Origin of the sequence: Paenibacillus paludis, assembly GCF_042610515.1 — a bacterium.
GTDB lineage: Bacteria > Bacillota > Bacilli > Paenibacillales > Paenibacillaceae > Paenibacillus_AQ.
On the sequence record NZ_JBGJZP010000002.1, the window covers coordinates 372,180 to 385,315 of the forward strand.

A 13,136-nucleotide genomic window follows, 5' to 3' on the forward strand; every position below is an offset into this window, starting at 1 on the left:
CCCGCGCTAGTGAGCTGCGCAGGGCGGATTCGTGGAGTCAAAAAGAGTTATTTTACGCTCATATAACGTTCGTAAGCTTCAGTACGGATCTTGATCAGCTTCTCAAGTCCCATGTCATTCAGCTTCTTCACATATGCGTCCCAGCCATCATCAATTCCGCCCTTGCTGATAAATTGGGCCCGCATGGTGTTCACATAGGTATCAATATCGGTGGTCAAGGTAGGCAGCTCCTGGAATTCTTCCGCAGTGTACATTACGTTAGGGAAAGGCGTTGTTACGTATTCGCTGCCCAGCTTATCGAGCTGCAGCTTCAAGCCGTCGCCGCTTTCGCTGCTCAGCACGATGTTCTTTTCAAAAGACGGGCTTACATATTTCGGCCCGAAATCACGCAGCGATTGATCCCAGTACCAGGCATCCGCGCTGGTTCCGGCTGGCGGGTCCATGAGCGTATAGGTGCCATCATCATTCTTCTGAATAACAGTGCCGATAGCTCCCCAGAAATTCTGAATGCTTGCTTCATTGGTGTAGAACTGGTCGGCCCAGCGGGCAGCGATTTCCGGTGTTTTGCAGGAAGAGGTGATCAGCAGCTCGTTGCGCGCCAGATTCATCCCGATTGGATTGCCGATCGTATAACGTTTGCCATCCGGTCCGGCAATCGGCGGAATGGTTTCATACTGATCTCCCCATTTGCCAAATACGGCATCGGGAGTCCATTGGTACGAGAAGCCTACAACCGGAGCATCCGGGCTCTGGAATTTGGCCGATCTCATGGTGTCGTCTTGTGTAAACAGCTCTTTATCCAGCAAGCCTTCGTTGTAGAGTTTATTTTCCCACTTGAGGCCTTCCTTGAACGCTTCCGAAGTAGGGTAGTATACTGCTTTCCCGTCCTTGACCAGCATGTTGTTGGTATTCAGATCGGTGATCCCGAAAGGACTGATGAGGTCATTGCTCACTTCAATATAAGGAATTTCATCCGCTTTGCCATTTCCGTTCGGATCCTGCTCTTTGAATGCTTTCAATACATTGTATAAATCATCAAGGGTATCCGGCACTTCGAGACCCAGTTTGTCGAGCCAGGTTTTGTTGATTACAGGCTGGCGCGAGCTCTTTGGACGCGAGGGCAGTCTTGTGGCCAGAGAGTAGATTTTCCCGTCGGGAAAAGTGCTGATTTTCTTCATATCCGGCGTTTCTTCCATTGCCGCTTTCAGATTAGGCATATACTGATCAATATAATCATCCAGCGGACGGAAGTAGCTTAAGTTGTTGACGATGTCGGAATCGGAGAAGGTCTGATCCCCCAGTACCACATCCGGAAGGGTGCCGCTTGCTAACATAATGGATTTTTGCTCAGCCCAGTCGTTGGATGACATCACCTGCCAGTCAATCTTCACATTGGTGTTCTTCTCCAAATCCTTAAGCCACTGGTTCTGGGTAAAAGTATCGCCCATACTGCCCCAGCGGACAGTCAGAATCTTCAGGGTCACCGGCTCGCTTACAATCGGCAGACCCTCTTTATTGAACCCGCCCGTTTCGGTCGCCGCGGTATTGTTCTCCTTGTTGTTGCCGCCACAGCCGGCAAGTCCCATGACCATTACAGCTGCCAGAAGACCGGTCATCCATTTCTTTGCCGATGATTTCTTGCTCTGTTCACCCATTTCATAATCCCCCATTTCGATATATACATCCTCTTTGCAGTTCTAATCATACCTGCTTGCCGCTCAGCATTCCGGACACTTTGAACCTCTTATTCGGACTTCTGCATCCGCTTACAAAATATTGAAGCTGCAAAATTATCCGCGGCCTCATTTTAATAACAGTTTCCAGACTTTTGTTTGCGCTTTCCGGACTTTGCGCCGAAACGGCATCTTGTTCTTATGTTTTTTTCAACTAAAGGTTTTATAATGATTTTGTTACTTATAAAAACGCATTCATAGAAATGGCTGCGCAGGAAAGGATACTGGATTTGGGAACTATGACCAATACAACTTCAGGTAAAGCAGTAACCAAACTGTACCCTGTTCGTCATTATGTGAAAGTTATGCTTCTGATTTCATTCTCCGTGCTTGTTCTGGATTTGGCAATCAGCATCGCTTCTATTTTTATCGTCAAGCAGCAGTCCACAAGGTATTTGCAGGATACCGCTGACCTCTATATCAACCGGATCAATCATGATTTTGCTTACATTAATCACTATATGGGCTGGACACTGGCCAATGATGAAAGCCTCAACACGATGAACGCTTTCCGGATCAACAGCATCGAGTTCTTAAAAGCAAATGAAAACCTGCATAAACGGTTCACCGAGCTGCAGAAAAACTACGGACTGGAGTATAACTTCTTCTACTATTTAAAGAATCAGTCCTACTTTCTGAATTGCGCACCGATCAGCGTGACCTATACCGACTATCGGGAGCTCAAGAAACAGATCATTTCCTATATAGATGATAAAGAGCTGTACGAGAAGTTTTATTCCAAATGGACGCCTGTCCTCGTAAACGGCAAATATTATGTGATCAACATTGTTCCCTATTATAACCGCTATCTCATCGGTCTCATCTCGGCGGATCATCTGATCCGCCCGCTGCGCCAGATCAATCTGGGAGCCAACGGTTATGCATCCCTGGTGGATGAGAGCGGCATCAGCCTTACCAGCCCGGTCTCCAACAGCGGCAAAGTGCTTCAGAACAATGATGGCGTTTTCAATCGGCTGCAGCCCCGTACCACGATCAGCAGTGAATTCACGAGTACAACGTTCAGCGCTGAGATGGTTATTAAATTTGGAGCCTTTGAGAAAATCATGATCGCCCAACTGCTCATTATGCTGCTGTTCTTCATAGTCACCTCAACGATCTGTGTCGTTATGCTCTTTTTCAAACGAAGGGTACTTGGCCCGATCCAAAGCTTCTCCGAGAATCTGGCACGCATTAATGAAGACGGGCAGCCGGCGGATCTGAAGAGCAGCAAGCTTATTGAGCTGGAACAGGCAAATGACCAGTTCAAAGACCTGGTGGAGCAGATCAAAACATTTAAAATTGCCATGTACGAGCAGGAACTGGAGAAACAGCAAATCCAGCTGGACTATATGAAGCAGCAGATTAAACCGCATTTTTTCCTTAACTGCCTGACCAGCATTTACAGCATGGCGCAAATTCAAATGTATCAGGAGATCGAAGATATGGCGATGTCGACCTCCAAGTATTTCCGCTATTTGTTCCAGAACGGCGAGAATTTTGTTCCGCTGGAGAATGAACTTGAGCATGTGCGGATGTATCTGGAAATTCAGCGTCAACGTTACCGGGATGCCTTTATCTATCATATCGAGATGGCTGAACAGGCTGGCACCGTGATGATTCCTCCGCTCGTGCTGCAAACCTTCATTGAGAACTCCATTAAATATGCGATTTCCAGAGATTCGGAAGTGCAGATTAAGCTTACCGTCAGACGTTGCGTGAACGAGGAAGACACCGAGCTGACTATTATCCAAATTTCTGACACCGGACCGGGCTTTCCGCCGGAGGTTCTGGAGAAACTTCATTCCGGATTGCCGCTGGATCAGACGAAAGGCACACATATCGGCATCATGAACACCCTTAAGCGCCTGGAATACCTTTATGCTAAAAAAGCGGCCGTCAGCTTCTCCAATTTGCCGGAAGGCGGCGCTGTTATCACGTTGACCCTGCCGGATCAGCCGGATCTATCATCAGGAATGGAGAGAAGCTTATGAATATATTACTTGTGGATGATGACTATTACGTAATTGCCGCCTTGCAGAAGAAAATAGATTGGAAGATGCTGAATATCGAAACTGTGTATACGGCCAATAACGTGGCGCAAGCGCGGGAAATTCTGGAGAAGCATTCGGTGCAAATTCTGATATCGGACATCGAAATGCCGCAGGGGAGCGGACTGGAGCTTCTGGCGTGGATTCGTGAGCAGAATTACAGTATTCAAGCCATCCTGCTTACCAATTATGCTGATTTCAATTATGCGCAGAAGGCCATCGAATTGCAAAGTTTTGAGTATTTTCTCAAGCCAATCGAATTTGACAAGCTGATGCTAATCATTCAAAAAGCTGTCGTGCGGGCAGCGGAGCAGCAAAGCAACGAGCAGGCGATTCGGGGCGGTTACTTCTGGCAAAAGAATCAAGCGAAAAATCTTGAGCATTTCTGGCGCAAGCTGGTCAGCAGCAGCACCTCCTTCCCGCTTAAACCGGGGGACATCGCCCATGCAATTGAAGAGCAGAACCTGTCCTATCAAATGGAAGATCTCCTGCAGCCCATATTGTTCAACGTGTTTCCCCACAATGGAAGCATGGGCAAAGAAGAGAAAGGCCTGTTTGATTTTGCGCTGCTGAATGTGCTGTACGAACTGCTGAACCATCCGGGCTTCTCCATAGAAAGCATCCTGGAAGTTAAAGACTATAACTGGATCGCCATATTAAAATGGAACGACCCGCCGGAGGACGCCGGGGTGCTCAGAGCGTTCAGTGCCTCTTTTATCCAAAAAGCCAATCCCTACTTAAAATGCGATGTCTGCTGCAATATCGGCCTGCCTGGCACACTGAATAAGGTCGGTGTTATTCTCAAACAACTGCTGAATATGGATGAAGAGCTGACCAAATGCCGCAACCAGACCTTCTCCGTGGAAGAGTACTCCCGGCAAAATAAACCACTCTACCTTCCGCCGGATCTGGCACATCTGGAGGAGCTGCTTAATCAGAACAAGCTTGCCGATTTTCTTGGAGAATCCATCTCGCATCTGAACCATATGCTGAGCAACAAAGCTATCGACACCTCTGTCCTGGGCTTGTTCCGGCTGGATATTGTGCAGCTTGTGTATTCCTTCTTGAAGCTGAAGGGGATACAGGCGCATAAATTGTATACCGGCAAAACCAATGATCAGCTGCTGATGCATTCGCTGAGCTCCATTGAGGATATGGAGGAATATCTGAAGTATCTGGTCAACACCGCCATGGAATACCGCGACTTTGCCGCACAGCCCACTTCCATTGCCGAAGAGATCAAGGAGCATATCCATAAGCATTACGGGGATGATCTGACGCGCAATGACTTGGCGGAAATCGTCTATCTCAATCCGGATTATCTGGCCCGGCTGTTCAAGAGAGAGACCGGCGTCTCCCTCGGCAGCTATGTCATTCAAGTCCGGATCGCAGCCGCCAAGCACCTGCTGGAAACGACCAATATGTCCGTCTATACCATTGCCAATAAAACAGGGTACAACAACTACTCCTATTTCTCCAAGCTGTTCAAGCAAGAGGTCGGCCTCTCACCCAACGAATATAAAAAGGAACAGCAGGCGCCGCCAGCACTGCATAATTACAAAGTATAGGTGAAGCGGGGGTGTCTATTGTTTAAGCGGGAATTGTTTCTAATTTCTTATAAAAAAACAAAAAAAAAATCGCCCTTTTAGTAAAATGGAGGTACCACCCAACCACTTCAATAAAGAGCGATTTCTACTGGCGAGACTGCATCACTCACAATTATTTGCTGCTGAAGGCAAACATGATCTCCGCCTGGCAGACCAGTTCTCCGTCGACGGTGGCGGTTCCGTTGCCTTTGACAATCTGTCCCTTCACCCGGGTAACTTCGAATTCGAGCCGCAATTGGTCCCCCGGCTTTACTTGACGTTTGAAACGGCAATTGTCGATGCCCGTCAACAGTCCAATTCTATTGCTGTCTTCCTCTGAACTGGACATGGCAATGCCACTGGTCTGTGCCAAGGCCTCAACGATGAGCACCCCCGGCATAACCGGGTACTCGGGAAAATGTCCCGTGAAGAACGGCTCATTAACCGTCACATTTTTAATCGCTACCGCTCGTTTTCCCTCTTCAAGCTCGATGACTCTATCGACCAACAGAAATGGATATCGGTGCGGGATTAGCTCCTTGATTCTATTAATATCAAACATAGAACGACTCCTTCCGGTTCAAATCATTACCATTTTACCACATTATAAAAAAGAGGAAGCAGCGAGTTAAACTCTCACTGCTTCCCATTTTTATAAAAGTTATAGGCTGAAGCTCAGCTCTACCAGATGAAAATATCTTTATCCAGCAATCTCAACACAGCTTCAATGAAGAAATAGTCTCCGTAAATAATCGGAATTTCTTTGATTTCACTGTGATATGCTCCCGTACCACCGCTGACAATCGAATCCTCTTCAGGATTCCAATTGCAGTATTTACGCTCGGTCGCCTGCAGAATCTTGATGGCGGAGCGGATATACAGCGGTTTCTCGTATTCGCTGACATGCCCGGCAATCTCAAGCAGACCGCAAGCCGCACATACCCCGGCAGTAGTGTCGTAACATACCGGTTCCGCCGGAGCACGGAAATCCACGAGCGGGATGTAGCCGGTCTCAGCAACATTTGCGATAAAATAATGGGCTACCTGCTTTGCTGCATCGAGATATTCCGTTTTTCCAGTGTGTTTATAGCTCAGAGCCATCCCGTAGACCGCCCATGCCTGGCCTCTGCTCCACGAAGAACCGCTGTCAAACCCCTGACCTCCGGGATTATCGATAAACTCCCCGTTCTCGGGGTCCAACATGACAATATGATTCGAAGAACCGTCACCACGGATTGTTGTCTTCAGCACAGTGTCCGCATGATGGATGGCAACCGCTTTAAATCTGGGGTCATTGACTTCCTTGGAGGCCCAATAGAGCAGCGGAATATTCATCATGCAGTCAATAATAATCCAGCCTGTACAATCATTCCCGGAATGAGAATTCCAGGCACGGATAAATTGTCCCAGCGGGTTGTAACGGCCAGCCAGCAGCGACGCAGCGTGCAATCCGCGGATTTTCGACTTTTCATTCCCGGTGATCCGGTAGTTCGCCACGGCGGAATGAAGCCACATGAAACCTACATCATGATGCAATCCCTTGAAGCCTTCCAGAGCCTCGTCCAGCCGGGCTTCCACGCCTTCCGCAGTGGTCCGGTAAAGCTCTTCTCCGGTGGCATGATACATTTGCCATAACATTCCCGGCCAGAAGCCGTTGGTCCACCAGTAAATGTCCTGCTTGCCCATATCTATATATTTCCCGTTCTCGGCTTCGAATGGAATGTCTGTGCCGATTCTTTCACATTCCACAGCCATTTTTTTGCGGATACTTCCCCATATTCCCTCCAGCCATTGCCGGTCATCGGTTGTCAAATGATATTCCATCTTCTGATCCTCTCCCTATTTCTTAGTAGGTATTCTTGCTGCTCTTAAGAGAGCGGACGTTATCCTCCGGACAACTCAAAGCGCAGTGACAGCTTCATGTTCTGCTCCATGCGGATGACCGCAAAATCAAGGGCATAAAAGGTTACCAGGCGTCCACGATGAGCTTTATGCTGCAATTCCTGGATTTCCGGGGCCAGCAGCTTATTGTCAAAGACAATCCTTAACGCAGCTTGATCCGAAGACAGGATGACTGCGTCTTCTTCAACCCGCGGCTTCAGCGGGGTAATAAATCTTTCCGTAACAGATTGAGGCGGAGAGGCAAACCGGTAGCTGTCTTCCAGCATAAGTACAGGCTGACTTGTTTTGGTCCATGTGAACCGGCGTTTCAGCCGCAGCAAACTGTTATCCGCATAGACCTGGGCCAGGTCAAGCGAGAAGGTTTCCGTCTGCTCCCCGCTCTCCATCTGAACATCGGCTGCCCGGTGCTGCCCGCCCGGCGACTGGGCCATTCCGTTGATGATAGGAACAGAGTGTCCGAAACTTGCATTGCACAGAATATTGTAGCGTTCCGGGCCGAAATATCCGCTGGTATATTGCCCGGACCCCATATCTGCTAACAGTGTCGTCCCCTCGGCAAAAAGGATGAAATTACCGACATCGTTATGATTATGCGGCTCATCGTTGTGCCCGCCCTTGGCGGCAAATACAAACCGCCGTCCCTGCGATTCATGCCGGGAAATTAGCCACTGCGCTTCCGGCAGGTAGTAGGGAGCCGGCCTCCAGGGCTGTCCCTCCGTTTCCCCATGCTGCCAGATCAGATTGCGTAACGACGAAGCCCAGCGATAGCAATGATCCTCCATGTAAGCGGCCTCATAACTGCGCGACGGTATGTCAACCTCTTCAAACCGGGCATGCAGATAGTGGGACAAGCCCATAAACACGCCTGCCACTGTCCGGGTATCGGAGAAGCTCACGGTATGGCACCCATCAAGAAATGCTTTTTGCTGAAACATGGCAATTTGCCGGATTTTAGGTTCTGCCAGCAAATCGAGTGCTCCGCCGGTCCGCGTCTTCAGCAGATCCGCAAAATAAACATAAAATCCGAATCCGTATTGCCAATAACCATACCCCTCCGTGCACGCGCCATCAGCAGGATAGCCTGACAGAAAGCTGTCCATCGCGGGAAGTACACGGGCCAGCACGACCGCCGTATCCTCAGCATTGTCCAGGATATACAATGCTGCGGCTCCGACAGAACCTGCGCAGACGGCCGCCCAATTATGCTTGGATTCTTCCCAAAAAAAGCTGCGCTCGGTGAATGGAATCAGCACACGGTGAAGCACCTCGGAGATGACCCGTTTACGCACTAATTGCGGCAGATTATCCCCGTGCAGATGCAGTAATTCTGCAAGCGCAAAAGCGGTTTCCGCCGAGAATAGATCTATTGTGGCTGCCGGAACCTCCTTGCCCGCTGCAATCGAACCTTCGGGAAGCGCGGGATCATTCTCCGCCTCACCGGCGAGATGTGCCGGAACGCACCAGGTATACTCGTCGCAGACTGCCCATAAGGTATCGCATAGCGCATCACGGAGCACTAGGTTATCCGGCTCCAGCCATGCCAGCAGCCCAAAGGTTCTCAGCCGGTTTCTCCTATTGAAATAGGCCGTCTCATACTCCATCCGGGTGCCTCTTTCGAAATAAATCCGAAATAATGTGTAAGAAAGCTCTGGAATCGCTGTTGCCAGCAGCGCTTCAGCCTCCGCCCGGATCTCTGCCAGCATGGGCTGCAAGGCCGGCGAACCGAGCACCTTCTGCCTCAGCATCTCCGGATAATCAGCCAGATACAGCTTGGACGATTCCGTGCGCAGCAGCATTTGTTTTATTTCCTTGATTTCGAGCATTATTAACCCTCCTGATCAGTCCATCCCTTCATATCAACCAACCGAATACTGTTTGCTGTATTGAGTTATTTCCCCTCCTAGTTTACCTTTATAGTAATGCAAGTTCTTTGCGATTAATGTTTGATTTCTTGCGAATATTGCTATATGTGGAGGCCGTTAAACTTATGAAACATTCCCAGTATTATGAGAAAATTGCCGCGCCTTTGTTGGCGGGAATCGGAAATTCACCCTTATCGCCTACAAAAGATTTTCACATTCATGACCATTATGAAATTTTCCTCTTTCTGAACGGAACAGTGAACGGCTTCGTGGACCAGTATTGCTATCCGCTGCAAAGAGGGTCTGTGCTGGTATTCAATAATCAAGAAATCCATAAAATCATCAATTTGTCACCGGGGCCCTATGAGCGGGTAACCATCCATTTCAAAGCAGAGCTGGTGTATCCCTTCTGTACCGCGGAGACAAATCTCCTGGCCTGCTTCCAAAACCATCAACCGGGCAAGCAGAACATTTCCCATATGGACGAACCTCAATTGAATGAATATATGCGGCTGGCTTCCCGGCTGATTGATGCGTTAAACCACCCGCAGTATGGCAGCGATGTGCTCGCCCTGACCTATCTTGTGCAGTTGCTGGTATTCATCAATGGTCTCTATAACAAGTCACATTCCCCGGTTCCCAGCATTATTTCCGCCTTGATCGAATCGGCAATCCATTATATCGACAACCATCTGCACACCGGCCTTTCGCTGGAGCAGGTTTCCAGTGAGCTGGCTGTTGATAAATACTATTTAAGCCACCTGTTCAAACAACAAACCGGGGGCACCCTTTACCGCTATGTACTGCTAAAAAAAATAGCTCTGGCCAAGCAGCTGCTGGCTGGAGGAAAATCAGTATCCGAGACCTGCTACCTGGCCGGTTTTAATGATTATGCCAATTTCATCCGCACCTTTAAAAATATTGCCGGAGTTTCTCCCGGAAAATATAGCAAAAGCACCTGAGAAACCGGCCCATCTAGCCGGTGTCTTTGCAGCAGCAGAGCAAGTCCACTTCACCATACACCCCGCACCTTGCTTGACAAAGTTTCGATCAATACTTAGAATTAATATATCTTGATAATCTAGATAATCATTAAATAACCTTCTCGTCTATCCAACATATTTATCTGAAAGGGTGCGGACCAATGTCATTAGTCGTTTTATACGCTACAAAATCAGGAGCCACAGAGCAATGTGCCAAAATCCTATCGGAAGAGCTTTCTCACTGTACGCTTTGCAATATTGATTCCGGGAAACCAAACCTGGAGGAATTTGATAGTGTTATTCTTGGAGCTGGAGTAAGAGACGGAAAGCTGTATAAGCCGATCCGCGATTTCATCAAAAAAAATCAAACCGAACTGCTGAAAAAGCGTGTGGGTTACTACATTTGCAACGAAAAGCCCAAAAAAACTGAAGAAATCATCGAGGCGAATTTTCCTGAGGAACTAAAAAAAGCAGCGGTCTGCATTGAATCCTTTGGCGGTTATAAGGCCTATGCCGCGCCGAAGGAAGGCACAGATCAGCTGAAAGGAATTTTCGTAGATAGAATAAAAGCATTTTCCGAAAAGTTCAAAGAAGATTAAAATACAAATCTATAAACATTCCCATATAAACCTTTTTATGTTATGTTGGATATATATGGGAGGTGATCAATGCTGCAAGCCTAACTTATGCTTCTGTGAGTACCCTTCAGTTGAATTCTCCATTTCTTTCGGCAGTGCTGGCTTCCGAAGCAAGTTCAATATCCATTTGAGGAGGAACTATGAATGAAATCCGGCAAATTATTTTCGTTCCGCAGCATTAGTCTAGTGGCTCTGGCTTGCGTCCTCATCCTCTCCCTCTCACTCCCTCAGAAGCAGGCAGCAGCGGCAGGTACATCAGTCAAAGGATTTTATGTAAGCGGTTCCAATTTGTATGATGCAACCAATAGCCCTTTCGTAATGAGAGGCATTAACCATGCACATACCTGGTACAAAAACGACCTGGAAACGGCCATTCCGGCCATAGCGGCCACCGGCTCCAATGTCGTTCGCATCGTGCTTTCGAACGGAAGCAAATGGTCCCTCGACAGTGTGGCAGATGTCCAGCATATTCTGGCGCTGTGCGATGAGTACAAGCTGACCGCTATGCTTGAAGTGCATGATGCCACAGGTTCAGACAACATCTCTGATCTGAACGCTGCCGTAAATTACTGGATTAGCATAAAGGATGCGCTGATCGGCAAGGAAGACCGGGTCATCGTCAACATTGCCAACGAATGGTTTGGTTCCTGGAGTACGGCTACCTGGGCCAGCGGCTATCAATCCGCCATTCCTGCCCTCCGGGCCGCGGGAATCAGAAATACGCTGGTCGTGGATTCCGCCGGTTGGGGACAATATCCAGGTTCGATTTTCAACAGCGGCAATGCAGTGTTTAGCTCCGATCCGCTCAAAAATACGATTTTCTCCATTCATATGTATGAGTATGCCGGTGGCACAGCCACAACAGTCAAAAGCAATATCGACAGTGTTCTGGCCCTCGGTCTGCCGGTTATTATTGGAGAATTTGGGTACAAGCACACCAGCGGCGATGTTGATGAAGCGACGATCATGAGCTATTCGCAGCAAATAGGAGTAGGCTGGCTGGCCTGGTCCTGGTACGGTAATGGCGGCGGTGTCGAATATCTGGACTTGGCCAGCGGCCCGGCAGGCACGCTCTCGGAATGGGGAAATACCGTTGTGAACAGTGTGTACGGCACACAGGCAACCTCTATTCTGAACAAAATCTATACAACGCCCGGTTATGTACCTGTTCCCGACAATGGAACCACTCCAACTCCAACTCCAACTCCAACTCCAACTCCAACTCCAGCCCCAACAACGCCGTCACCAACAGCAACCGTCGCACCTACACCCACCCCAACTGCAGCCCCCACAGGACTTGCCCTCTACTACCGGGCTGCGGATACGAACATCAATGACAACCAGATCAAACCCCATTTCAATATCAAGAACAATGGGCCATCCGCAGTCAGCTTAAGTGACTTACAAATACGTTATTACTTCACCAAGGATGGGACACAATCGCTGAATGCCGTTATTGATTGGGCACAAATCGGTGCAGCCAACATCACTACCGCATTCGGCAGCTTCAGCGGCATTTCCGCTGATTCCTATGTGGAGCTCACCTTTGGTTCAAACGCGGGCAGTCTTCCTGCCGGGGGACAGACCGGAGATATCCAGCTGCGCCTGCATAAAAGCGACTGGAGCAATTTCAACGAAGCCAATGACTACTCCTTTGACCCAAGCAAAGTGGATTTCAGCACATGGGATCATGTTACCCTGCACAAGAACGGCATCCTCATATCCGGCATTCGGCCTTAAAATGTGACTTTCTATCCCCATTACTGAAGTAATCCTATAGCGGTGGCCCATTCGGCCTTTGCCTGTAAGACGGGCAGGGACCAAAGGACCGCCGCTTTTCTATTGTTAGTTGGACTGCAAACTTATTAAAGATTTATTATTCCTGCCGAATTTCATCAGCGGCTGATTTCAAATAGGCTATTAGATCAGCTACCTTATTCGCGACAGCTAATTCCGCCTGCGAAAGTCCAATTATATTAATCGTGCATGCTTCTGTTAGAGATTCACATGTATTATCGATCACGGTAAGCACATTTTGACGCAACTCGGAGCCTGCCGACTTCACGATTGGCTCTTGAACCAATTGATAGCCGCCCCGAACCGGATTGGCATAATGCCCCCCGCTATTACGCACAAGATCGCGTATTGCCCCTGTATACATACCAGTAGTAAAATTCGCACCGTTGGAAGAATGCCGTTCAACATAACTTCGCATTTCTTCAATGCCATGTATCGCACCATCTTGAAGCAATTGTTTAATATAATATCTGATTTCCTCAGCGTTTGAGCTAAATTGTTCTCCACTCATTCTGATCAACTCCTACTCTTTATAAATTTCACAATCCTATATTCGCTTTAAGTATACAAGTAAAAAAGTATGCATA

Annotated in this window: 10 protein-coding genes; 5 read left to right on the forward strand and 5 right to left on the reverse strand. The window is 48.4% G+C overall.

Annotated features, from left to right (window positions below; translation table 11 throughout):
• Positions 1-47 precede the first annotated feature (47 nt).
• A complete protein-coding gene (locus ACAN56_RS05040) occupies positions 48-1,655 on the reverse strand; it encodes an extracellular solute-binding protein (RefSeq protein WP_038600383.1) in 1,608 nt (535 codons plus the stop codon).
• Between the two features lie 317 nt (positions 1,656-1,972).
• Between ACAN56_RS05040 and ACAN56_RS05045 the strand changes: the two genes are divergently transcribed.
• Both ACAN56_RS05045 and ACAN56_RS05050 read left to right on the forward strand, forming a co-directional pair.
• Positions 1,973-3,724, forward strand: coding sequence for a sensor histidine kinase (locus tag ACAN56_RS05045; RefSeq protein WP_379140872.1), 1,752 nt, complete (start codon positions 1,973-1,975; stop codon positions 3,722-3,724).
• Positions 3,721-5,349, forward strand: a complete 1,629-nt coding sequence (locus ACAN56_RS05050; protein WP_379140874.1) for a response regulator transcription factor — start codon at positions 3,721-3,723, stop codon at positions 5,347-5,349. The genes ACAN56_RS05045 and ACAN56_RS05050 overlap by 4 nt, the downstream gene beginning before the upstream one ends.
• Positions 5,350-5,500: 151 nt before the next feature.
• On the opposite strand, the gene fabZ is transcribed toward ACAN56_RS05050, so the two are convergent.
• The 3 genes from fabZ to ACAN56_RS05065 form a co-directional block, all read right to left on the reverse strand.
• Entirely contained in the window at positions 5,501-5,929 is a 429-nt protein-coding gene (gene fabZ, locus ACAN56_RS05055) for a 3-hydroxyacyl-ACP dehydratase FabZ (protein WP_379140877.1), read from the reverse strand.
• Positions 5,930-6,048: 119 nt separating this feature from the next.
• Positions 6,049-7,191 carry a glycoside hydrolase family 88 protein gene (locus ACAN56_RS05060; protein ID WP_038595114.1) on the reverse strand — a complete coding sequence of 381 codons (1,143 nt, stop codon included), beginning with the start codon at positions 7,189-7,191 and terminating at the stop codon, positions 6,049-6,051.
• 59 nt (positions 7,192-7,250) lie between these two features.
• The gene (locus tag ACAN56_RS05065) at positions 7,251-9,092 is read right to left on the reverse strand and encodes a heparinase II/III family protein (RefSeq protein ID WP_379140880.1); all 1,842 of its coding nucleotides are present in this window, start codon (positions 9,090-9,092) and stop codon (positions 7,251-7,253) included.
• Positions 9,093-9,256: 164 nt separating this feature from the next.
• Between ACAN56_RS05065 and ACAN56_RS05070 the strand changes: the two genes are divergently transcribed.
• The 3 genes from ACAN56_RS05070 (at position 9,257) to ACAN56_RS05080 (ending at position 12,492) form a co-directional block, all read left to right on the forward strand.
• Entirely contained in the window at positions 9,257-10,093 is an 837-nt protein-coding gene (locus tag ACAN56_RS05070; protein WP_052092233.1) for an AraC family transcriptional regulator, read from the forward strand.
• A 182-nt stretch (positions 10,094-10,275) separates the two neighbouring features.
• Positions 10,276-10,713 carry a flavodoxin domain-containing protein gene (locus tag ACAN56_RS05075; protein ID WP_038595118.1) on the forward strand — a complete coding sequence of 146 codons (438 nt, stop codon included), beginning with the start codon at positions 10,276-10,278 and terminating at the stop codon, positions 10,711-10,713.
• Between the two features lie 183 nt (positions 10,714-10,896).
• Positions 10,897-12,492 carry a cellulose binding domain-containing protein gene (locus ACAN56_RS05080; RefSeq protein ID WP_379140883.1) on the forward strand — a complete coding sequence of 532 codons (1,596 nt, stop codon included), beginning with the start codon at positions 10,897-10,899 and terminating at the stop codon, positions 12,490-12,492.
• 136 nt (positions 12,493-12,628) lie between these two features.
• Here ACAN56_RS05080 and ACAN56_RS05085 read toward each other — a convergent pair whose 3' ends face one another.
• Positions 12,629-13,060 carry a hypothetical protein gene (locus ACAN56_RS05085; RefSeq protein WP_038595122.1) on the reverse strand — a complete coding sequence of 144 codons (432 nt, stop codon included), beginning with the start codon at positions 13,058-13,060 and terminating at the stop codon, positions 12,629-12,631.
• Positions 13,061-13,136 lie beyond the last annotated feature (76 nt).